Raw genomic sequence first — 20,088 nt, forward strand, 5'->3', positions numbered from 1 at the left:
CTCAGAACTCTTCCCACTCGCGGTCCCGCGCTCCGCCGTTCGCGACCTTGCGGGCGGGCATCGCAGCTGCCGGGGCAGGTTGTGCCTTCCGCGCTGGAGTGCGCGGCGCCGAGCGGGTTTCCGACATGGCGGCCGCGGCGAGGTTGCGCAGGCGCTCCGGCTCGCTGGTCGAGCGCGCTTCGCCGCCGGCGATGCGGAAGGCCGCGACGAGCTGATCCAGGCTGTGGATCTGGTCGGCGAGCGAAGCGGCCGAGGCGGCGCTCTGCTCGGCCAAAGCCGCATTCGCCTGGGTCATCTCGTCCATATGGGCGACGGTCTGGCTCATCTCGTCGATACCGTTGGCCTGTTCGCCTGCCGCTGCCGAGATTTCGACGACGGTCGCCGCGACCTGCCGGGAGGCCGTGACGATCTTGTCGAGCACCGTCCCGGCCGAGCGGACCAGCTTCACGCCCTCCTCGATCTCGGTGGTCGAGGACTGGATCAGGGTCGTGATGTCCTTGGAGGCTTCGGCGGAGCGCTGCGCCAGCGTCCGGACCTCCGAGGCGACCACGGCGAAACCCTTGCCGGCATCGCCCGCGCGTGCGGCTTCCACCGCAGCGTTGAGCGCCAGCAGATTGGTCTGGAAGGCGATGCCGTCGATCACCGAGGTGATGTCGGTGATCTTGCGCGAGGCCGCCTCGATCCGTTCCATCGCCTCGACGGCGTTCTGCACGATCGCGCCGCCCTGCTGCGCCACGTTCGTGGCCTCGTCGGAGGACGATGCCGCCACCTTCGAGGAGCTTGCGCTGGCCTTGACCGAAGCTGCGAGTTCCTCGGTCGTCGCGGCCGTCTCCTCGAGCGAGGCGGCCTGCTCCTCGGTCCGCTTGGCGAGATCGTCGGCGCCCGCCTTGATCTCGCGAGCGGAGGCCGAGACCTGCGAGGTCGTCGCCTGGATGCCGCCGATCGTCTCGGAGAGGCGCTCGACCGTCTCGTTCACGGAGTGCTTGAGCTCGGCGAAGCGGCCCTGATAGCTGGTCGCGACCCGGCGGGTCAGGTCACCTTGCGAGACCGATGCAAGGATGTCGGCGAACTCGGTGGTCGCGCCGTCGACCACGGCGTTGATCTGGTTGATGCCGTCGACCAGCTGCTGCATTTGCGCATCGGCGCTTTCCAGGCGCAGGCGCGCGCTGAAATCGCCCGCAGCCGCAGCCGCGACGACCGTGCCGACATCGCTGACCACGGCGACCATGGCTTCGGTCCGCGCCGCCCGCTCGGCCGCGGCGGCGCGCTCCTGCGCCTCCAGCGCCTGGACACGCAAACCGTTCTCCTTGAACACCCGGACGGCGGCGGCCATGCCGCCGATCTCGTCATTGCGGCCGCTGTCGATGACCTCGGCGGTGAAGTCGCCCTGCGCCAGCTGCTTCATCGAGGCGGTCAGCGCGGTGATTGGGCGCGTCACGCGGCTTTGCACCAGCCAGAGCCCGATGAGCGCGAGCGCCAGCGCGGCCAGCAGGAGGAGGCCGTAGACGATGAGCGAGCGCATTGCCGCATCGGCCTTCGCGTCCGCCACATCCGAGACGACGTCAATGGCGCGGCTCGCTACGGCGCCGACTGTCTCGGAGGCGGCGACGATCTGGTTACGCCATTGATCGGGATTGATCGCAGGCTTGCGGCCGCCCGTCACGTTGGCGACGAGATCGGCCCGCGTCGCCTTGAAGGTGCCGCCGAAATAGGTGTTCTCGGCGGTGGTGAGCGCGTCCTTGAGCGCCTGCGGGGTGCTGGCCTGGCCGATGAGCTGCCTCACCACGCCCCAGGCGAACTCCATGCGCGCATCGTTGACGAGGACGGCATTGCTCTCCTTGGCGTCCAGCGGCCGGTCCTGGGCGACGGCGTTGTTGAGGACGATCGTCGACGATCCGCTGAGCGAGCGTGCGGCCCAGGCCATCGAGCGGACGGAGGTCAGGTTGGCGAAGCTGGCGTCGAGCGCGAGAATGCGTTCCTCCAGCGTCGCCGAGGCAGCCTCGAGCGCGCTCAGGAACTTGCCGGTCTGGGCCATGCTGGCCCCGGCCAGCTCCTTCTCCCGCGACTCCAGCGGCAGCTTCCAGTTGCCGTCGACCTTCGCGCGCAAGGGCTTGAGCGCTGCGACATGGCCGTCGATCTCGGTCGAGACGGTCTTGGCGACCTCATAGCCGTTGTCCCGGACGATCGTCTGGGCCGTGGCGATGGCGTCGTCCAGACGCTTTCGGCGCGTCAGCACGTCCTCGATCATCCCGGCGTTCTTGTCGGTCGGCATGGTCAGCGCACTCGCGCCATTGCCACGCTCGTAGCGCAGGTTCTGCAGCGCCGTGAAATAGGCCTTGTTCAGATCGGCGAGAGCGGACACCTCGACGGCGGTATTGTGGCGCGTCCAGGCCTGCCAGAGCGCCTGCGACGAGAGCGTGACGATCGCTGCACTGGCAAGGCCGAGCACAGTCAGAAGCATAGTCTTGATGCTGAGATTTTTTGCGGCGTTGAGCATGACAAGTCCGGAGGGGCGACGGATTCGTTCAGCTTCTCATCCGGCGATTGATATTGTGCTAACCCTGCCGCAGCGCTGCCATATTCCTGGCCCGAGCGGGAATACCGCTGCGGGATCAGCCGCTGCCCCAGAACCGTCATCGGTTTGACACCGCCGGACGTTTGGAGTTGTTGCGGCACAAATCGCGCCTTGCGGTGCCCGATTCCGGACGACCGACCATGCTCCTGATCCACGGCATCTGCCAGACGAGCGGCGACAAGCTCGCGCCGCGCAACCTCATTGCCGAAGACGAGATTCCACCGGGGTCGATCTGGATCGACCTGCTCAACCCGACGCCGGCCGAGGACGCCAGGGTCGAGCGCCATCTCGGCATCTCCATTCCGACGAAGGAGGAGATGCACGATCTCGAACCGTCCGAGATCATCTACGCCGAGAACGGCGCGCATTATATGACGGCGCGGATCATCTGCCAGTCCGACACAAACGTCCCGCGCCTCGCCGACGTCACCTTCATCCTGACCGAGAAGGCGCTGGTCACCGTGCGCTATGACGAGCCCGGCGCCTTCAACATCTTCAAGAACCGCGTCACCAAGCCGGGCGGCTGCGAGCTCGAGCCTGCCGGCGTCATCGAGGGGCTGATCGAGGCGATCGTCGATCGCGCCGCCGAGGTGCTGCGCGGCGTCGGCGATCGCGTCGACATGCGCTCGCGCCAGATCTTCGACGGCGACAGCGCCCATGTCGAGCAGGGCCGCGTCTATCAGGCGGTGGTGCGCAAGATCGGCCAGTACGAGCACATCATCTCGAATGTCCGCGAGAGCATGGTCTCGGTCGAGCGCGTGCTGCTCTACCTCTCGGCCAATTTCAAGCGCACCAAGAAGGCAGCCGGCGGCTTCAACCCGGAATGGCGCTCCGCCCTGCGCGACGTCCAGGCGATCGAGGAGCATGCCACCTTCCTGTCGAGCAAGCTGCAGTTCATGCTCGATGCGACGCTCGGCCTCGTCAGCATCGAGCAGAACAAGATCATCAAGCTGTTCTCGGTGGTCTCGGTCGCGCTGATGCCGCCGACCCTGATCGCCTCGATCTACGGAATGAACTTCAAGACCATGCCGGAGTTGGAATGGCAGCTCGGGTACCCGATGGCAATCGGCCTGATGATCCTCTTCGCCGTGCTGCCCTACATGTTCTTTCGCTGGAAAAAGTGGCTTTGACCGCGCCCGGGGCGCGCGCCTTCGGATAGCTTGCCCGGATGACGCTGCCACAGATTCTGTCTTGCTCCCTGGTCGCCGCGATGATGGCCGCCTTCGTCTGGGGCAAGCTGCGCTATGATGTGGTCGCGCTCCTGGCCCTGCTGGCGGGCGTCGCGCTCGGCGTCGTGCCGGCCAGGGAAGCCTTCAAGGGCTTCTCCGACGACATCGTAATCATTGTCGCCAGCGCCCTGATCGTCAGCGCCGCGGTGGCGCGCTCGGGGCTGGTCGAGACCGCGCTCGCCCGCATCTCTCCGCTGCTGCGCTCGACGCAGGCGCAGGTCGCGGTCCTCGTCTTCGTCGTCGCCGCCATGTCGGCGATCATCAAGAACATCGGCGCGCTCGCGATGATGCTGCCGATCGCCTACCAACTCGCCCGCAAGGACGGGAAGTCGCCTTCTGTCTTCCTGATGCCGATGGCCTTCGCCTCGCTGCTGGGCGGCATCGTCACGCTGGTCGGCACCTCGCCGAACGTCATCGTCGCGCGCGTGCGGCAGGAGCTCGGCGGCGAGCCCTTCGCCATGTTCGACTTCACGCCGGTCGGCATCGGCATCGCGCTCGCCGGCTGCGCCTTCCTCAGCGTCGCCTACAGGCTGCTGCCGAAGGATCGCCAAGGCTCGCGCTCGCTCGATCAGGCTGTCGACATCAAGGACTATGTCACCGAGGCGCGTCTCCCCGAGAAGGGGGCGCTCACCGGCAAGACCGTCGCCGATCTCAGGAAGCCGGGCGATGGCGAGGTCGAGGTCGTCGCCATCCTGCGCGATGGCGAGCGCCGCCGGGCGCCGCTGCCCGATGCCAGCCTGCGCGCCGGCGACATCCTGCTGCTGCGCGGCGAGCCCAAGGCGCTGGAACGCGTTGTCGCCGCGGGTGAACTCGAGCTCACCGGCCAGCATCGCTCGACGCAGAAGGAAGGCTCGCTCGATCCCGCGCGAACCGGCGAGGCCATCGTCACGCAGGGCTCGCTGCTCGAAGGTGTCAGTGCCGCCGAGATCGATCTGCATGCGCGCTTCCACATCAACCTGCTCGGCATCAGCCGCGCCGGCGAGCGCTTCACCGAACGCCTGCGCGATATCCGCCTGCGCGCCGGCGACGTCGTGCTGCTGCAGGGCGACGAGGACCTTCTGCCCGAGCGCCTGCGCGAGCTCGGCCTGTTGCCGCTGGCGGCGCGCAGCCTCCAACTCGGCAGCACGCGTCGCCGTCTGGTCACCGGCACGATCGTTGCCGCGACGGTCGTCGTCGTCGCGCTCGGCCTGCTGCCGGTGGCGATCGCCTTCTTTGCCGCTGCGGTGCTCCTGCTGGTGACGCGCGCCCTGACGCTGCGCGACGCCTATGAGTCGGTCGAGGCGCCGATCCTGGTGATGCTGGCGGCGCTGATCCCGGTCAGCGACAGTCTCCGCGTCACCGGCGCGACCGATGTCTTCGCGGGCCTGCTGGCGCAAATCGGCGCCGGCCTGCCCGGCTGGGGCGCGGTCGGGCTGATGCTCGTCGCGGCCATGGCAGTGACGCCCTTCCTCAACAATGCAGCGACCGTGCTGGTGATGGCGCCGATCGGCGCGGGCTTCGCCAAGACGCTCGGCTACAACCCCGACGCCTTCCTGATGGCGGTGGCGATCGGCGCGGCCTGCGACTTCCTCACCCCGATCGGCCACCAGTGCAACACGCTGGTGATGGGCCCCGGCGGCTACCGCTTTGGCGACTATGCGCGGCTCGGCGCGCCCCTGTCGCTGCTGGTCATCCTGCTCGCTGTGCCGCTGATCCTCTTCGTCTGGCCACTGCGCTGAACGGAGGCATTTGCGGACATAGAGACGAAGCTGGAGAAAATTATTCTCCGCGGATCGGCTTCATGGAGAAAGGTCCTGCTGCTCTGTCGGTGCAATATGGCCGTGTCTGGCTTCCCGCAGTTTGGTGCGGTGCTTATATAAGCGGCAGACATGTGCAGCCGCGCTGCGGCAATCGACGAGTTTCCATCATGACCACAGTGACGCCCCGAGCCGGCGCGGCGACCGCCGGCCCCAAGCCATTTTATGCGAGCTTCGGCTTCCAGGTCCTGGCCGCCATGGTGATAGGGCTCGTGCTTGGCTGGATCGCGCGCAATGTCGGGCCCGATGCGGCCGGCCAACCGAACGCATTGACGACCACGCTCGCGACGACCGGCTCGATCTTCGTCCAGTTGCTTCAGGCTTTGGTGCCGCCGCTGATCTTCACCGCGATCGTCGCCTCGATCAGCAATCTCAGGCAGCTCTCCAATGCCGCGGCCTTGGTTTGGCAGACGCTGCTCTGGTTCGCGCTCACTGCTTTCATCGCCGTGCTGATCGGCATCGCGCTCGGCCTGATCATCCAGCCCGGCATCAATTCCGGAGTGCTCGCCGCCAGCGCCAAGGCGCCGGGCTCGGTCGGCTCCTGGCTCGACTTTTTGAAGGGCCTCGTTCCCGCCAACATGTTCGGCCTGCAGGCTTCGACGCGGATCGACGGCGGGGCAGCGACCACCCGCCTCGGCTTCAACGTGCTGCAATTGCTCGTCATCTCGATCGTCGTCGGCGTCGCGGCTCTGAAGGTCGGCGAGCGCGCCAATGCCTTCCTCGCCTTCAACGAGTCGCTGCTGGCGATCACCCGCAAGATCCTGTGGTGGGTGATCCGCCTGACGCCGATCGGCACCATCGGCCTGCTTGGCAATGCGGTGGCGCAGTACGGCTGGCAGACGCTGCAGCAGCTCTCCTGGTACGCCTTTGCGATCTATCTCGGCCTCGCCATTGTGCTGCTGATCGTCTACCCGGCGCTGCTCGTCCTGCACGGCCTCTCGCCGCTGCGCTTCTTCGCGGGCGCCTGGCCGGCGATCCAGCTCGCCTTCGTCTCGCGCTCCTCGGTCGGCACCTTGCCGGTCACCGAGGCGGTGACCGAGAAGAGCCTCGGCGTGCCCCGCGAATACGCCGCCTTCGCCGTGCCGCTGGGCGCCACCACCAAGATGGATGGCTGCGCCGCGATCTACCCGGCGATCTCGGCGATCTTCGTCGCGCAGTTCTACGGCGTCCCGCTCGGCCTGCAGGAATATGTGCTGATCGCTTTCGTCTCGGTGATCGGCTCGGCCGCGACCGCGGGCCTGACCGGCGCTACCGTGATGCTGACCCTGACCTTGTCGACCCTCGGCCTGCCGCTCGCCGGTGTCGGCCTGCTGCTGGCGATCGACCCGATCCTCGATATGGGTCGCACCGCCGTGAACGTCGCCGGCCAGGCCCTGGTGCCGACCATCGTCGCCAAGCGCCAGGGCATGCTCGACCAGGCGCAGTACGACCGCGCCGGGGACATCGAGGCGATCGACGCCGGCGCGCAGGTGGCATGACGCCGCCCAGTTACAGGCTGGTTGCGGGAAGCCGCTCCAGCCTGTCGCCGATCGCGATCGTTCCGCTTTCGATCACCCGCGCCGTGATGCCGCCATGGCCGCGCACGGCGTTGTAGCCGCCCGGGCCGAGAACCTCCTCCATCCGTGAGCAGGGATGGCATTCGCCGGTCCAGGCGAGGATGGCGCCGCCGAGGCGAAAGTGATGGCCCTTCAAGGCCGCGAGGTTGATGCCTTCGACGACGATGTTGCGGCGCAGCTGCTCCGCAGCGACCCGGTCCAGCCCGAGATGGCTGGCGATCGCTGCGAGATGTTCTCGCTGGATCAGCGTGACCTGCCGCGAGCCGCTCTGGCCGCTATAGCGATCGCCGACAAGGCCTTGCGCCGCGCTGGCCCTGACCGCCTCGACGCTGCTCATCGCTGCGCGGCGTGCCGGCCGCAATCCGATCCAGACGACTTGACCTTGACGGATCGGCGCATTCAGCAGCGCGGAGAGAAGTGATCCGGTCGGCGGGCGCACGGCGTCTAGGCCATTACCTTCGTCAGCACGTCCTTCAGCCCGCCATCGCGCTCCAGCCAGCCGGGCACCGGCAGGTTCTTCGAGCGCAGGAACTCGGAGTTGAACAGCTTCGACTGATAGCGCGTGCCGTAGTCGCAGAGGATGGTCACGATGGTGTGGCCGGGCCCCATCTGCTTCGCCAGCCGGATCGCGCCGGCGACGTTGATGCCGGAGGAGCCGCCGAGGCACAGGCCCTCTTCCTCAAGCAGTTGGAAGCAGAGCGGGATTGCTTCCTCGTCGGTGATCTGGAAGGCGACGTCGATCGGGGCGTCCTTGAGATTCGCCGTGATCCGGCCCTGGCCGATGCCCTCGGTGATCGAGGAGCCCTCGGCCTTGAGTTCGCCGGTGGTGTAGTAGGCGTAGAGCGCCGCGCCCATCGGGTCGGCGAGGGCGATGCGGATCTTCGGGTTGAAGCCCTTCAGCGCAATGGCGACACCGGCGAGCGTCCCGCCGGTACCTACGGCGCAGGTGAAGCCGTCGACCTTGCCATCGGTCTGTTGCCAGATCTCCGGGCCGGTGGTCTCGATATGGCCCTGGCGGTTGGCGACATTGTCGAACTGGTTGGCCCAGATTGCGCCGTTCGGCTCGGTTCTGGCCAGTTCCTCGGCGAGGCGGCCGGAGACCTTCACGTAATTGTTCGGATTGACGTAGCCGACGGCCGGGACCTCGACCAGCGTCGCGCCGGCGAGCCGCAGCATGTCCTTCTTTTCCTGGCTCTGCGTGTCCGGGATCACGATCACCGAGCGATAGCCGAGCGCATTGCCGACCAAAGCCAGGCCGATGCCGGTATTGCCGGCCGTGCCCTCTACGATGACGCCGCCGGGCCGAAGCGCGCCGCTTTTCTCGGCGTCGCGGATGATGGCGAGCGCGGCGCGGTCCTTGACCGACTGGCCGGGGTTCATGAACTCGGCCTTGCCGAGGATCTCGCAGCCGGTTTCCTGCGAGGCGCGCTTCAATTTGATCAGGGGTGTGTTGCCGATCGCTTCGACGACGCCGTTGCGGATAGTCATGTCAGGCAACTCCAGCCATTTCCCTGTCGCTCGCCACCTGATAGGCCAAACCCGCAATCACGTCACGATCTGGAAACACATGTCCGCCCTCGCCATGAATGAAACGCTCACGATCGCGCGGCTCGGCCAGCGCGGCGACGGCGTCGCCGAGACGGTGCAGGGCCAGGTCTTCGTGCCCTTCGCCCTGCCCGGCGAGAGCGTGCGGGCCGTGCGCGATGGCGATCGCGCGCAGGTTGTCGAGATCCTGACACCATCCGCCTCGCGCGTTGCCGCGATCTGCCCGCTCTTCACGCGCTGCGGCGGCTGCGCGGCGCAGCATATGGGCGAGGGGCTCTATGCCGAATGGAAGCGCCAGCAAGTGGTGACGGTGCTCTCCCGCGCCGGGCTGGAGACAGAGGTGCTTCCTGTCGTCGATGCACATGGCGCTGGCCGCAGGCGCGTCACCTTCCACGCCAGGCGCGAGGATGAAGGCATGCGCGTCGGCTTCATGGTGGCAGGTACACACAACCTGATCGAGGTCGAAACCTGCCCGGTGCTGGCGCCGGGGCTGGAGCGGGCGCCGATCGTGGCGCAGCATCTCGCCAACCGCCTGCGCGCCTCGAACAAGCCGCTCGACATCCAGCTCACCGCCTCGCAGGCCGGGTTGGACGTCGACATCCGCGGCCACGGGCCAGCCGGCGACAGCCTGCGCCGGCAACTCACCGAAGCGGCCGAGCGGCTCGATCTCGCCCGGCTCGCCATGCATGGCGAGATCATCGTCGAGCGGCGCGCTCCCTTCCAGCTGATGGGCAAGGCCGCGGTGACGCCAGCCCCCGGCGGCTTCCTGCAGGCGACCGCGGAGGGCGAAGCGATCCTGTCGCGCCTCGTACTCGAGGCGATCCCGAAGGCGAAGCGCGTCGCCGATCTCTTCGCCGGCTGCGGCCCGTTCAGCGTCCGGCTCGCCGAAAAGGCGCAGGTTTCGGCTTTCGAGAGCGACAAGGCCGCGATTCAGGCGCTGAGCCGGGCCGCCAACCATACGCAAGGCCTGAAGCCGGTTGCTGCGGAGGCGCGCGACCTCTTCCGCCGCCCCTTGCTGGAGCACGAGCTCAACGTGTTCGATGCCGTCGTGCTCGATCCGCCGCGCGCCGGCGCGGAGGCGCAGGTCAGGCGCCTCGCGGCCTCGAAGGTGCCGCTCATCGCCTATGTCTCCTGCGATGTCGGCAGCTTTGCCCGCGACGCAGCGCTTTTGGTCGCAGGCGGCTATGCGCTTGAGCGCGTGACGCCGGTCGACCAGTTCCGCTATTCCGCCCACATCGAACTCGTCGGCGTCTTCCGCAAGGCCGCCGCCGGCCGCAGATAAGATCGCCTTGGAGGCAGGATGAGCGCGTCCGTTATCGAAGCTCTGGCCGGTATCGTCGGTGCCAGGAACGTCATCAGCGACCCCGACGCGATGGTGCCCTATCTCAAGGAATGGCGTGATCTCTTCCGCGGCAAGGCGCAGGCCGTCGTCCGGCCGGGCTCCGTGGCCGAAGTCTCGGCCGTGATGAGGTGGGCAAGCGAAAACGACGTGACCGTCGTGCCGCAAGGCGGCAACACCGGCCTGGTCGGCGGGCAGATCCCGATCGCCGAGGGCCGGGAGATCATCCTCTCGCTGCAGCGGCTCGATAAGGTGCGCTCGGTCGATCCCGCGGGCGACACCATGACGGTCGAAGCCGGCGTCTCCTTGCAGCGTGCGCAGGAAACCGCCGAGGCCGCAGGCCGGCTCTTCCCGCTTTCGCTGGCCTCCGAGGGCTCCTGCACGGTCGGCGGCAATCTGTCCACCAACGCCGGCGGCACGGCGGTGATCGCCTATGGCAATGCCCGCGAGCTCTGCCTCGGCCTCGAGGTGGTGCTGGCCGATGGCCGCATCTGGAACGGCCTGCGACAGCTCCGCAAAGACAACACCGGCTACGACCTCAAGAACCTCTTCATCGGCTCGGAGGGTACGCTCGGCATCATAACCGCCGCCGTGCTGAAGCTCTTCCCGCTGCCGGCGGCGCGCGCGACCGCCTTCCTTGCCGTGCCCGATCCAGAGGCCGCGCTCGCCTTGCTGAACAAGGCAAAGGCCAGTGCCGGCGGCACGCTCACCACCTTCGAGATCATGCCGCGCATCGGCCTCGACTTCGTCGTCCGCCATGCCAGCGGTGCCCGCGATCCGCTCTCCGAGCCATCGCCCTGGTATGTGCTGATGGAGGTCAGCGCCCAGGCCGAAACCGGGCTTAGCGACGCCGTCGAGGCTTTCCTCGGCGAGGCGCTCGAGGAGGGTCTCGTGATCGACGCCGTGCTCGCCGGCTCGCTCGGCCAGCGCGCCGATCTCTGGAAGCTGCGCGAGATGCTGTCGGAGGTGCAGACCCATGAGGGCGGCTCGATCAAGCACGACGTCTCCGTGCCGATCCAGGCGACGCCGGAGTTCCTGAAGCGCGCGATCGCCGCTGTCGAGGCGCTGGTGCCGGGCTGCCGGCCGGTGCCCTTCGGCCATCTCGGCGACGGCAACATCCATTTCAACGTCAGCCAGCCGGTCGGCGCCGACAAGGCCGCCTATCTCGCCGGCTGGGGCGCGATGAACGAGGCGGTCCACGCCATCGTCACCGAGCTCAAGGGCTCGATCTCGGCCGAGCATGGCATCGGACGCCTCAAGCGCTCACTCCTGCCCGGCGTCAAGGACCCGGTCGAGCTCGACCTGATGCGGACGGTGAAGGCGGCGCTCGATCCCAAGGGCCTGCTCAATCCCGGCTCGGTGCTGTAGCGGTCGAGGGTCGTTGGAAGGCCGCGTCGCCCTTGGTGACGCGGCAGACCTCGGCGAGCGCCAGCACCAGATGGTAGAGCACCCGGACAGGGACCCTGTCGCTGACCGGCTGCCCCCGGTCGTCAAGCTGGTTGACCCAGATTCCGCTCTCGCGATCGACGAAGTGCCGGAACATCAGGCGCAGATGCTGGTCGAGCCGTGCTGCGGCATCGGCGTCGCCCTCGAATTCGATGCGCGCGACGAGCGCCTTCAGGTATTCGGTCTGCGGCCAGAGCAGCGCAGCGCCGTTCAGCACGCGACCTGCCGGGTCCACCTCGTTCACGACGAGCCGCGATGAATTGGCGGTAGCGTCGACCTGACGCTGCCCGAACGCATGGAGCTTGCGCGCCGCCGCGCGAGCTTCGGCCGACCCGGTCAATCGCTCGTGGTGATAGAGCAGCCACGTCCACTCGAAATGATGGCCGGGCTCGCGGATCAGTCCGCGCGAGCCGGGGAAGGCCGCCCAGTCCTCGCCGAAGAACTCGCCGAGGGTGCCATTGCCGTCCAGCATCCGCTCCCGCATCAACTGCACGAGCCTGTCGGCCGTCGTCAGCCAGCGCGGGTCGTGCGACACCGCCGCGAGGGCGTGGCAGGCCTCGAGCAGATGCATATGCGGGTTCTGCCGCCGCGGCTGCGTGCCCAGCGTGTCCTCGCGAAAGCCCCCGGCGGGGTCGGCCAGCTCGCCATCAAGGAAGTCCAGCACCTCGCCGGCGATTGCCAGCACGTCCGTCTCGCCGGTCGCCTTCGCGAACCAGCCGAGCGCGAAAAGCACGAAGGCGAGGTCGTAGAAGTCGGTCTTGCCGTCGACGATTTCGCCACGCTCAGTGCAGGAATGGACGAAGCGCCCGTCGGCGCGCCGGCAGGCGCCGGTCAGGAAGGCGAGGCCGTGGCGCGCGGCGGCAAGCGCCCCCGGGACCCCCAGCAGATGCGCGTGGCTGAAGACATAGGTCAGCCGGGCCGTGACCAGCGTCGTGCGCAGGTCACTGGTCTCGGGCCTTCCATCCGGCCTGAGATACTCGACGAAACCGGGCCGCGCCGGGTCGTAGGCGCGGGCGATCCAGCCCGGCAGCAATGTATCCGTCAGCCAGGACTTAAGCTCGTCGGGGGCCGTGCTCACAATGCTTCCATCCTTGGCGCCGCCGGCGAAGCGGGCTCGACCTGGCGCTGTGGCCGCTCAGGGCGTCGCGACATAGCCGTCGCGGCGCGGATCGCAGGCACCGGTCAGCCGCCCGCTCGCCGGATCGCGCGACACCGCCTGCATGCCGCCGACACGCATCGTCCAGCCGCCTTCATTGGCGAAGATGCCGTGCCCGCGCTCGGCCAGTGCCGCGATCGTCCCGGCAGGAATGCGGTTCTCGACTTCGACCTCGCGGCCGTCCCAGAGCCGGGCGCGCGGGGCCTCGATCGCCTGCTGCAGCGGCAGCCCGAAATCGACATGCTGGACCATGGCCTGCACCTGCGTCTGCATGATGCCGTAGCTGCCGGGCGTGCCGAGCGCGAGGACCGGCGCACCGTCCTTGGTCGAGAGCGTCGGCGACATGCACATCGGCAGTTTCGAGCCGGGCAGAGAGCGGTTCGGGCTGCCGGGCTGGACATCGGCCCAATAGAGGAAGTTGTTGAGGGTGATCCCGGTGCCCGGGACCACGACGCCGCTGCCGAACGGACTGCCGATGCTCTGCGTCACGCAGATCAGGTTGCCTTCGCGATCGGCGATCGAGAAGGAGGTGGTGTGGCCGGGGTCTTCGCCCGCTGGCGCCTGCGGCATCCATTGCTCGGTCGGGCCCTCGATCGGCTTGCCGTCGCGCACCCGCGCCCGTAGCCGTTCGACGAAGGCGTCGGACAGGATCTCGCCGAGCTTCTCGGGATTGGGGTTGTTGTTGTTGATCCGGACGCCGGCGGCGAGGCGGATGGCGCGGTAGACGATGTCGAGATGCTCGGTGCCGTTGCATTCGAGCTTGCCGAGGTCGAAGCCGTCGAGGATGCGCAGGGTCAAGAGGAACTGGAAGCCCTCGCAGGCGGGCGGCGGCACATGCACCTGCCGGCCGCGATAGTCGGCGGCGAGCGGCTCGCGCCAGCGCGGGGCGACCTTGGCGAGATCGGACATGGTGAGCGTGCCGCCCTGCGCCTTGAGATGGCTTGTGATCGTCTCGCCGAGCGCGCCCCGATAGAGATGATCGGGGCCCTTGGCGGCGATGTCGCGCAGGGTCGCGGTCAGCTCGGGCTGGCGCAGGATCTGCCCGAGCGTGACGCTCGTCCCGCCGTCGCGCAGATAGTTTCGCGCCCAGTTCTCGTAGAGATCGGGCCGTTCGCGCAGCAGGGGCGCCTGCTCGTTGAATTCGATCACGCCGAACTCGGCGATCGGGAAGCCGTCCTGTGCGAGTGCGATCGCCGGCGCGAAGATTTGCTCCAGCGACAGCCGTCCATAGGCGCGGTTGAGCTCGCACCAGCCGGCGAGGTTGCCGGGCGGAGCGACGGCGAGCGCTCCGCGCTCGAGCTCGGAGCGCTGCGTAAAGCGTTCGAGCGGGAAGCTCTCCGGCACGGGCGGCACGAAATCGAGCACGCGGACGCGTTTCTCGGCAGCGACCCACATGATCGCCGACCCCATGCCGGCAAGGCTCGACATGAACGGCTCGACCACGTTGAGTGCGGAGGCGACCGCGCCGACGGCATCGAAGACATTGCCACCCTGGCTGAGGATGCGCGCGCCGGCCTGCGCTGCCAGCGGGTGGGCAGCGGCGACCATGCCGTGCAGGGAGCTCATCGTCGGGCGGCGGCCATCCATATCGTGCGTTCCCACTATTGGTCTCGTTTGGGACCAGAGTAAGCGCGCGGCTATGGCCAGCGCTAGAACAGGCTGCCCTGTGCATCGTCGGGGCCGCCCCGACGGGAACGCATGGCAGGCTTGGGAGCAGGTGCCGGTTCCGAAGCAGGGTCGAACGGCTCCTGTACCTCCGGGCCGTCATTGGCGACCTTGCTCACGCCTGCGCCGAGCCGGAACATCTCGAAGAAATCGTCTGGCGGCGGGCGCATCAGGCTCTGCACGGCGGCAGGCTCCGCCGAAGGATCGAGCCAGGCGTCGAATGCCTCGGGCGGTACGACGACCGGCGAGCGGTGATGGATCGCCGCCATCTGCCCGTTCGCCGGGCCGGTGACGATCGCGACCGTGTCGATCTCGGAGCCATCCTGGCTGTGCCAGGTCTCCCACAGCGCCGCGAAGGCGAAGAGGCTGCGATCCGGCCTGCGGAAGATATAGGGCCTGTTCTCCTGCTGGCGGCCCTCGCCGAGGCGGTGCCATTCATAGAAGCCGTCGGCCGGCATCAGGCAGCGCCGGCGGGTGAGGGCGGCGCGGAAGGACGGTTTTTCGCTGGCGCTCTCGCTGCGGACATTGATGACCAAAGGGTAGTCCTTGGGATCCTTGACCCAGCCGGGAATGAAGCCCCAGCGCATCAGGATGAACTGGCGCCGGCCCTCGTCGAGACGCACCACCGGCACCGGCTGCGTCGGCGCGATATTGTAGCGCGGCGGGAAGTTCGGCTGCTCGCGATAGGCGAAGGCTTCGCGCATCGCCTCCGGCGGCAGGGTAACGGCATAGCGACCACACATCCTCCGGTGTGTTCCGCCTTATCGTGACCGGATCAAGACTTTGTTTGCGGTTGGCACAGCATAGTCGCGGTGCTTCCGGGGCCTCTTCATGTCTGCTTCCGCCACCGAGACATCACCGACTGCGGTGAGCGGAGCTGCTCCGCAACTCTCGACCGACTACCTCAACCGGCACAGCGAGGCGCTGATGCTGCTGGAGATGGTGCCGATCGACCGCGAGATCGTCGGCGACCTCAAGGCCTGGCGCGCCCTCGGCTATGTCGAACACTTCGCTGGCTCGCCGCTGCGTTGCGCCAGTGAGGCCATGGCGGCCTATCGCGGGCTCGATCAGAGCCATGCCCGCAGCTTCGATGCGCTCTGCGCCGCCATGGACCGCCTGATCTACACGGCGACGGCGCTGCTCGACGAGATGCCGGCGGAGGAGGATCCGGGGCTGATCGTCGACGTCGCCAGCCTGTCGCTGCGCCGCCTGATCGCCCGCGCCACCGCCTTCATCAACGCCAATGGCCAGGGCGAGGCGGCCTATATCGATCCAGATGCGGTACAGGCCGATATCGACGCCGTGATGGCGAGCTAAGCTGTTCGCTCGCCGCCAAGCAGGAATTCGCGGTTGCCGTCGCCGCCCTCGATCGGGGAGGGGATGAGTCCTGCAATGGCGAAGCCGAGGCTGGCGGCAGCGTCTGCGATCTCCATGCAGATCTGTTGCTGCAGTGCTTCGTCGCGCAGCACGCCCTTCTTCAGCGCCGAACGCTTTGTCTCGAATTGCGGCTTCACCAGCGCGACCAGCCGCGCGTCCGCGGCGAGCAGCGGCGCCACCGCCGGCAGCACGAGCTTCAGCGAGATGAAGCTGACATCGATCACCGCGAGCTCCGGTGCCTGTCCGAACAGGCCGGGGTCGACCGTGCGGATATCCTGGCTCTCCAGGCTGGTCAGGCGCGGATTCCCGCGCAGGCTCTCATGCAGCTGCGCCTGGCCGACATCGATGGCGTAGACATGCGCCGCCCCACGCCGGAGCAGCACGTCGCTGAAGCCGCCGGTCGAGGCGCCGACATCGAGGCAGGTCAGTCCGTTGGGATCGAAGCCGAAGGCATCGAGCGCTGCGGCGAGCTTCACTCCACCGCGTGAGACGTAAGGATGCGCCGCCTGCGCCTCGATCGTTGCCGTGTCGGCGACCGTCTCCGAAGCCTTTCGCAGCGCGATACCGTCGGCGCGGACCAGGCCGGCGGCGATGGCCGCCTGCGCCCGCGCCCGGCTTTCGAACAGGCCGCGCTCGACCAGCAGCAGGTCGGCGCGCACCCGGCGCGGTAGGCCGGCGGTCATCGGCGTCAGGCGCGGCGGATGGCGCTTGCGGGGCCGAGCGCCTTCTCGACGCTGCGCACGATCCCGGCGGCGTCGAGCCCAGCCTCGGCATACATCGCTTCGGGCTTGTTATGGTCCTGAAAGATGTCGGGCAGCACCAGGCTGCGGATCTTCAGCCCGCGATCGAGCACGCCCTCGCGCGCCAGCAATTGCAGGACATGGCTGCCGAAGCCGCCGACCGAGCCTTCCTCGACCGTGACCAGCACCTCGTGCTCCCTGGCGAGGCGCAGGATAAGCTCCTCGTCGAGCGGCTTGGCGAAGCGGGCATCGGCGACGGTGGTCGAGAGCCCGCGTTGGCCGAGCTGCTCGGCGGCCGAGATGCACTCAGCAAGGCGGGTGCCGAGCGAAAGCAGCGCGACCTGCGTGCCCAGCCTGAGGATCCGGCCCTTGCCGATCGCGAGCGGCACGCCGTGCTGCGGCAGCTCGATGCCGACGCCCTCGCCGCGCGGATAGCGGAAGGCGATCGGGCCGGCATCATAGGCGGCTGCGGTTGCGACCATATGGGTGAGCTCTGCCTCGTCCGCCGCCGCCATCACCACCATGTCGGGCAGGCAGGCGAGGTAGGCGACGTCGAAGGCCCCCGCATGGGTCGCGCCGTCGGCGCCGACCAGGCCGGCCCGGTCGAGCGCGAAGCGCACCGGCAGCTTCTGGATGGCGACGTCGTGCACGACCTGGTCATAGGCACGCTGCAGGAAGGTCGAGTATATCGCGCAGAAGGGCTTGAACCCTTCCGTCGCCAGGCCGGCGGCGAAGGTCACTGCATGTTGTTCGGCGATGCCGACATCGAAGGTGCGGCCAGGGAACTCCTTGCCGAAGGCGTCGAGGCCGGTGCCGGACGGCATGGCGGCGGTGACGGCGACGATCTTCTCGTCCTCGCGCGCCGCCTTGATCAGGGCATTGGCGAAGACATTGGTGTAGCTCGGCGCATTCGCCGGCGCCTTGGCCTGCAGGCCGGTCACGGGATCGAACTTGACGACGCCATGATATTTGTCGGCGCTGGCCTCGGCCGGGGCATAGCCCTTGCCCTTCTGCGTCACGACATGGACCAGGATCGGCCCCGTCTCGGCGTCGCGCACATTGCGCAGCACCGGCAGCAGATGGTCGAGATTGTGCCCGTCGATCGGACCGACATAGTAGAAGCCGAGTTCCTCGAAGAGGGTGCCGCCGGTCCAGAAGCCGCGGGCATATTCCTCGGTGCGCTTCGCCTTCTCATGGAAGAAGCGCGGCAGCCTCTCGGCCAGGTACTTGGCGATCTCGCGCAGCGAACGATAGGTCCGACCCGAGACGAGGCGGGCGAGATAGGCCGACATCGCCCCGACCGGCGGCGCTATCGACATGTCGTTGTCGTTGAGGATGACGATCAGCCGCGAGCCGGTCGCCCCGGCATTGTTCATCGCTTCATAGGCCATGCCGGCCGACATGGCGCCGTCGCCGATCACGGCGATCACGTTGTTCTTCCCGCCGGCGAGATCGCGGCCGACGGCCATGCCGAGACCGGCCGAGATCGAGGTCGAGGAATGGGCGGCGCCGAACGGGTCGTACTCGCTCTCCGCGCGCTTGGTGAAGCCGGAGAGCCCGCCCGGCTGGCGCAAGGTGCGGATCTCGGCGCGCCGGCCGGTCAGGATCTTGTGCGGATAGGCCTGGTGGCCGACATCCCAGATCAGCCGGTCGCGCGGCGTGCCGAAGACATGGTGCAGGGCGACGGTGAGCTCGACCACGCCGAGGCCGGCGCCGAGATGGCCGCCGGTGACCGAGACGGCATCGATCGTCTCGGCCCGGAGCTCGTCGGCGAGCTGGCGCAATTGCGCGTCGTCGAGCCGGCGCAACGCCGCCGGATCGGGCACCTGGTCGAGGAGAGGTGTGTTGGGGCGAGGCACGAGGCAGTCGGATCCTTCGCTGGGATGATCTGGAAATAGAGCCTGAGTGGCGCGCTGGCAAACCGGAGTTGGAAATCCGGCCCGTCATCAGCGCGAGCGCCCTGCCTTCCCACGAAACGGGTGGCTCCCATGCCGGCAAGGCATTTTGGTGTCCTCACAACCGCTTCCGAGGACACTAACGTCATGCAACCGGCCGATATCACACCATTGCCGACGGCATTTCGCCGCATCGGCTGGTCCAATCTCTTTGCCCAGTTCTCGGAGCAGATCGCCTTGGCCGCGGCACCGCTGGCGGCGGTCCTCCTGCTGGCGGCGGGGCCGGCCGAGACCGGCTGGCTGCAGACGGCGCAGACCTTGCCCTTTCTCCTGCTCTCGATCCCCGCGGGCCTGATGGTCGACCGCGCCTCGCGGCGGCGGCTCATGGTCGGCACGGAAGTGCTGCGCGCGGCGTCGCTGCTGGCGATCCCGCTGCTGCTCGCTTTGGGCAGTCTCGACCTGACCTGGCTGGGCGTCCTCGGCGCGCTCGGCGCCGTCGGCACCGTCTGCTACAGCGTCGCGGCCCCGGCCTTCGTGCCATCGGTGGTGCCACGCGCACGGCTCGCCGACGCCAATCGCTGGCTGGAGCTGGCGCGCAGCGCCGCCTATGCCGGCGGGCCGGCGCTCGGCGGCGCGCTCGTCGGCTGGATCGGCATCTCGACCGCCTATGGCCTGGCGGCCGGGCTCTCGATCTTCGCCGCGCTGCTGCTGGCCGGCCTGCCGAGGGACGAGGCACCGTCCGGTCCACGGCGCGACCTGCTGCATGATCTCAAGGAGGGTGCGCGTTTCGTCGCCGGTCACGATTTGCTTAGGCCGATCCTCATGACGGCGGTCTTCTTCAACATCTCTTGGTTTATCTTCCAGGCGGTCTATGTCGCCTATGCCGTCCAGAATCTCGGCCTCAGCGCGACTGAGGTCGGCATCACCCTGGGTATCTACGGCGCCGGGATGATCGTCGGCGCCGCATGCGTCTCCCATGTCGCCCGCCGGATCTCCTTCGGGACATTGATCCTGCTTGGGCCGTTCGCCGGCCTCTGTGCAGCCGGCGTGATGCTCGCGACGCTTTGGTTTCCCTCCATCTATCTGGTCGCGGCGAGCTTCTTCCTGTTCGGCGTCGGGCCGATCATCTGGTCGATCTCGACGATGACCTTGCGCCAGGCGGTCACGCCCAATGCGATGCTCGGCCGCGTCTCCGCCCTGATCATGACCGCGACGTTCGGCGCGCGCCCGGTCGGCGCCGCGATCGGCGCTACCGTGGCAACGCATCTCGGCATCGCCGCGTGCCTGCAGCTCGCGACCGCAGGCTTCCTGATCCAGTTGCTCCTCATCGGCTTTTCACGGGTGCCCCGCTTGCGCGATATCTCAGAGCTCGCCTGAGAAGGCGGGCTCAACCTCGGCCAGATGCTTGCGTCGGCCGCGTCGCCAGCAGGACGCCGGCGACGATGAACGCGATCGAAATCCCTTCCGCCATTGTCGGAACCTCGCCGAGGACAATGATGGCGAGCAACGAGGCGATGACCGGCACCAGCGCGATCATGGCCGCGGCGGCCGCTGCGCCGAGCAGCGTCACGGCGCGGTTGAAGCTGATCAGCGCTACGATGCTCATCAGCACGCCCTGATAAAAGCCCTGGACTGCGATCTCGGCTGTCGGCGCCTGCCCGAGATGGCCGATGCCGAGGACGAGATAGAGCGGAACGAAGATCAGGCCCGACCAGAAGCAGATCAGCGCCGCTGACTGCATCGGGTTGAGGCCGCTGCCACGCAAGAGC

Annotated in this window: 16 protein-coding genes; 7 read left to right on the plus strand and 9 right to left on the minus strand. The window is 68.0% G+C overall.

The window, feature by feature from the left end:
• Position 1: 1 nt before the first annotated feature.
• Complete coding sequence (locus CXY91_RS29260) at positions 2-2,461, minus strand: methyl-accepting chemotaxis protein (RefSeq protein WP_158673653.1); 2,460 nt, start codon at positions 2,459-2,461, stop codon at positions 2-4.
• Between the two features lie 254 nt (positions 2,462-2,715).
• Between CXY91_RS29260 and CXY91_RS29265 the strand changes: the two genes are divergently transcribed.
• From CXY91_RS29265 to CXY91_RS29275, 3 genes are all read left to right on the plus strand, one after another.
• Positions 2,716-3,705 (plus strand): magnesium transporter CorA family protein, encoded by a 990-nt coding sequence (locus tag CXY91_RS29265; protein WP_091831352.1) that lies wholly within the window; start codon positions 2,716-2,718, stop codon positions 3,703-3,705.
• A 38-nt stretch (positions 3,706-3,743) separates the two neighbouring features.
• Positions 3,744-5,522, plus strand: coding sequence for an SLC13 family permease (locus CXY91_RS29270; protein ID WP_100965465.1), 1,779 nt, complete (start codon positions 3,744-3,746; stop codon positions 5,520-5,522).
• Positions 5,523-5,710: 188 nt separating this feature from the next.
• Complete coding sequence (locus CXY91_RS29275; RefSeq protein ID WP_100965466.1) at positions 5,711-7,078, plus strand: dicarboxylate/amino acid:cation symporter; 1,368 nt, start codon at positions 5,711-5,713, stop codon at positions 7,076-7,078.
• Positions 7,079-7,088: 10 nt separating this feature from the next.
• Here CXY91_RS29275 and CXY91_RS29280 read toward each other — a convergent pair whose 3' ends face one another.
• A complete protein-coding gene (locus tag CXY91_RS29280; RefSeq protein ID WP_100965467.1) occupies positions 7,089-7,493 on the minus strand; it encodes an MOSC domain-containing protein in 405 nt (134 codons plus the stop codon).
• A gap of 107 nt (positions 7,494-7,600) precedes the next feature.
• Entirely contained in the window at positions 7,601-8,644 is a 1,044-nt protein-coding gene (locus tag CXY91_RS29285; protein ID WP_100965468.1) for a cysteine synthase A, read from the minus strand.
• Between the two features lie 79 nt (positions 8,645-8,723).
• Between CXY91_RS29285 and CXY91_RS29290 the strand changes: the two genes are divergently transcribed.
• Positions 8,724-9,983 (plus strand): class I SAM-dependent RNA methyltransferase, encoded by a 1,260-nt coding sequence (locus CXY91_RS29290; RefSeq protein ID WP_100965469.1) that lies wholly within the window; start codon positions 8,724-8,726, stop codon positions 9,981-9,983.
• 18 nt (positions 9,984-10,001) lie between these two features.
• A complete protein-coding gene (locus tag CXY91_RS29295) occupies positions 10,002-11,408 on the plus strand; it encodes an FAD-binding oxidoreductase (protein ID WP_100965470.1) in 1,407 nt (468 codons plus the stop codon).
• Here CXY91_RS29295 and CXY91_RS29300 read toward each other — a convergent pair.
• Genes CXY91_RS29300 through CXY91_RS29310 form a run of 3 tightly spaced genes read right to left on the minus strand, consistent with a single transcriptional unit; the run spans position 11,386 to position 15,050 of the window.
• A complete protein-coding gene (locus CXY91_RS29300; RefSeq protein WP_158673654.1) occupies positions 11,386-12,564 on the minus strand; it encodes an AGE family epimerase/isomerase in 1,179 nt (392 codons plus the stop codon). The two genes, CXY91_RS29295 and CXY91_RS29300, sit on opposite strands and share 23 nt — an antisense overlap.
• 57 nt (positions 12,565-12,621) lie before the next feature.
• On the minus strand, positions 12,622-14,244 hold the full coding sequence (locus CXY91_RS29305) for a gamma-glutamyltransferase family protein (RefSeq protein WP_199777606.1): 1,623 nt from the start codon (positions 14,242-14,244) through the stop codon (positions 12,622-12,624).
• A 47-nt stretch (positions 14,245-14,291) separates the two neighbouring features.
• Positions 14,292-15,050 carry an SOS response-associated peptidase gene (locus CXY91_RS29310; protein ID WP_100965473.1) on the minus strand — a complete coding sequence of 253 codons (759 nt, stop codon included), beginning with the start codon at positions 15,048-15,050 and terminating at the stop codon, positions 14,292-14,294.
• A gap of 88 nt (positions 15,051-15,138) precedes the next feature.
• On the opposite strand from CXY91_RS29310, the gene CXY91_RS29315 reads away from it, so the two are divergent.
• Positions 15,139-15,624, plus strand: a complete 486-nt coding sequence (locus CXY91_RS29315) for a hypothetical protein (RefSeq protein WP_158673655.1) — start codon at positions 15,139-15,141, stop codon at positions 15,622-15,624.
• Here CXY91_RS29315 and CXY91_RS29320 read toward each other — a convergent pair.
• Together CXY91_RS29320 and dxs are read right to left on the minus strand one after the other, a co-directional pair.
• The gene (locus CXY91_RS29320; RefSeq protein WP_100965475.1) at positions 15,621-16,367 is read right to left on the minus strand and encodes a TlyA family RNA methyltransferase; all 747 of its coding nucleotides are present in this window, start codon (positions 16,365-16,367) and stop codon (positions 15,621-15,623) included. The two genes, CXY91_RS29315 and CXY91_RS29320, sit on opposite strands and share 4 nt — an antisense overlap.
• A 5-nt stretch (positions 16,368-16,372) precedes the next feature.
• Positions 16,373-18,283, minus strand: coding sequence for a 1-deoxy-D-xylulose-5-phosphate synthase (gene dxs, locus CXY91_RS29325; protein WP_100965476.1), 1,911 nt, complete (start codon positions 18,281-18,283; stop codon positions 16,373-16,375).
• A 183-nt stretch (positions 18,284-18,466) separates the two neighbouring features.
• Here dxs and CXY91_RS29330 point away from each other — a divergent pair, with 183 nt between their 5' ends.
• On the plus strand, positions 18,467-19,696 hold the full coding sequence (locus CXY91_RS29330; RefSeq protein WP_100965477.1) for an MFS transporter: 1,230 nt from the start codon (positions 18,467-18,469) through the stop codon (positions 19,694-19,696).
• A gap of 10 nt (positions 19,697-19,706) precedes the next feature.
• Here the strand turns inward: CXY91_RS29330 and CXY91_RS29335 are convergent.
• A partial coding sequence (locus CXY91_RS29335) for a DMT family transporter (protein WP_158673656.1) occupies positions 19,707-20,088 on the minus strand: 382 nt, incomplete at its 5' end.

The sequence above is a fragment of the Allobosea sp. FBZP-16 genome (assembly GCF_002831785.1).
Taxonomy (GTDB): Bacteria; Pseudomonadota; Alphaproteobacteria; order Rhizobiales; family Beijerinckiaceae; genus Allobosea; species Allobosea lupini.